Origin of the sequence: Aequorivita vladivostokensis, from assembly GCF_000952855.1 — a bacterium.
GTDB lineage: Bacteria > Bacteroidota > Bacteroidia > Flavobacteriales > Flavobacteriaceae > Aequorivita > Aequorivita vladivostokensis.
Window position 1 is genome coordinate 1 of the sequence record NZ_JSVU01000021.1, and the last position, 2310, is coordinate 2310.

At 45.4% G+C, this 2310-nt stretch carries 1 protein-coding gene; it reads left to right on the forward strand.

The window, feature by feature from the left end:
- Window positions 1–2310, forward strand: a 2310-nt coding sequence (locus MB09_RS15330) for a beta strand repeat-containing protein (protein ID WP_045081805.1), incomplete at both ends; no start/stop codon positions are given.

Sequence of the window (2310 nt, forward strand, 5' to 3'; positions counted from 1 at the left end):
CCAATAATGGAGATGGTACGGCTACATTCAATCCAGCCGGTCTTAGCGGATCAATTACGGTTACTTATAGTTACACTGATGGCAATAGTTGCTCGAACAGTGACACTGCGAACATACTTGTAAACACAGCTCCAACAGTGGATGCCGGAAACTACGGCCCGTTGTGCGACAACGTAAGCCCGATTACCCTAACCGGAACACCAACAAATTCCAACGGAACATGGAGCGGAACAGGAGTTACCAATAATGGAGATGGAACGGCTACCTTCAATCCAGCCGGTCTTAGCGGATCAATTACGGTTACTTATAGTTACACTGATGGCAATAGCTGCTCGAACAGCGACACCGCGAACATACTTGTAAACACAGCTCCAACAGTGGATGCCGGAAACTACGGCCCGTTGTGCGACAACGTAAGCCCGATTACCCTAACCGGAACACCAACAAATTCCAACGGAACATGGAGCGGAACAGGAGTTACCAATAATGGAGATGGAACGGCTACCTTCAATCCAGCCGGTCTTAGCGGATCAATTACGGTTACTTATAGTTACACTGATGGCAATAGCTGCTCGAACAGCGACACCGCGAACATACTGGTAAACACAGCTCCAACAGTGGATGCCGGAAATTACGGCCCATTGTGCGACAACGTAAGCCCGATTACCCTAACCGGAACACCGACAAATTCCAACGGAACATGGAGCGGAACAGGAGTTACCAATAATGGAGATGGAACGGCTACCTTCAATCCAGCCGGTCTTAGCGGATCAATTACGGTTACTTATAGTTATACTGATGGCAACAGCTGTGCCAATAGTGATACCGCTAATATCATGGTTAATATTTCGCCATCAGCACCATTGAGTGGTGGCAACCAGACAGAATGTATAGCGGATCCAATTCAAACCTTAACGGCCACCGCTTCTGTACCCCCGGGTCAATCAATTGTTTGGTATGATCTTGCTGTGGGAGGAAATGTAGTTACACCTACATGGAGTTCTATAGGATCAAAAACCTATTATGCCGAGGCTGTGAATAATTCAACTAGTTGTAAAAGCTCAACTCGCACTCCGGTCACTCTTACTCTGAATAATTGTGGTATTCAAATTGAAAAAATTGCAAGCCCAAATAATCCACAAGGATGTACTCCTTTAGCTCCTGGTGAAACAATTTCTTATACTTTCAGAGTTTCAAATCTTGGAAATACACCCATAAATAATGTGGTGCTTAATGATCCATTAATTGATCCTATAAATCCAATTCCTGGCCCAACTAGTGGAGACACAACAAATGCAGGTGTTTTGGATATAGGCGAAATCTGGGTTTATAATGCAACATATACAGTAGTACAACAAGATATTATAAATGGACAGGTTCAGAATACTGCAACTGTAAATGGTCAAGTTCAAACTTCTGGTAATCCATATCCAGTTTCAAATTCAGACACTGTTACAGTCAATCTCTGTCAAAATGCTGAAATGTCGATTGTAAAATCAAGTACAAGTGCAACAGGAAATTGTATTCCTTTTGAAGTGGGTGGTTCAATCGATTATAAATTTGTAGTGAGCAATGATGGCGATGTTGATATTACTAATGTAGTTGTAAATGATGCTAGGCTTGGAGGTGTGATTCCTGGTCCCTCTCTCGGAGATACAAATAATGACAATATTCTAAATGTAGGAGAAGCTTGGACATATAATGCCACATATATTGTTAACCAGACTGACATTAATTTTGGCTCTGTAGTTAACACAGCCACAGTTTCTGGAAATACTGCTTTAGGAACTAGAAATGCTACGAGTAATACTGTTACAGTGTTAATCTGTCAGACTGCCTCTATCAGCGTAATTAAGAGCCAGACGAATGCGGCTGGTGGTCTTGGAGATCTTATAACATATGATATTGTCGTTACGAACACAGGAAACACGACCGTCAGCAACATAGAGGTTACTGATGCGAATGCTGTGATTACTGGCGGCAACCCGATCGCGAGCCTTCTTCCCGGCGCGAGTGCTACCGTTACCGCGCAGCACGAGATTACCCAGGCGGACCTGGACCTTGGCTACGTTGAGAACATTGCGGTGGGCACGGGTGACAGCGTGAACGGTACAGATGACGTGACCGACACCTCGGACACCGGAACTGATACGGGCGGAAATACGATCCCCGATCCGGAGACTGTTGAGACCCCTGATGGTGACGGTACCACCAACGGCGACCCTACGGACGACCCCACGGTCACCGTGCTTGAGCAGACCGCCTCTATCAGCGTAATTAAGAGCCAGACGAATGCGGCTGGTGGTCTTG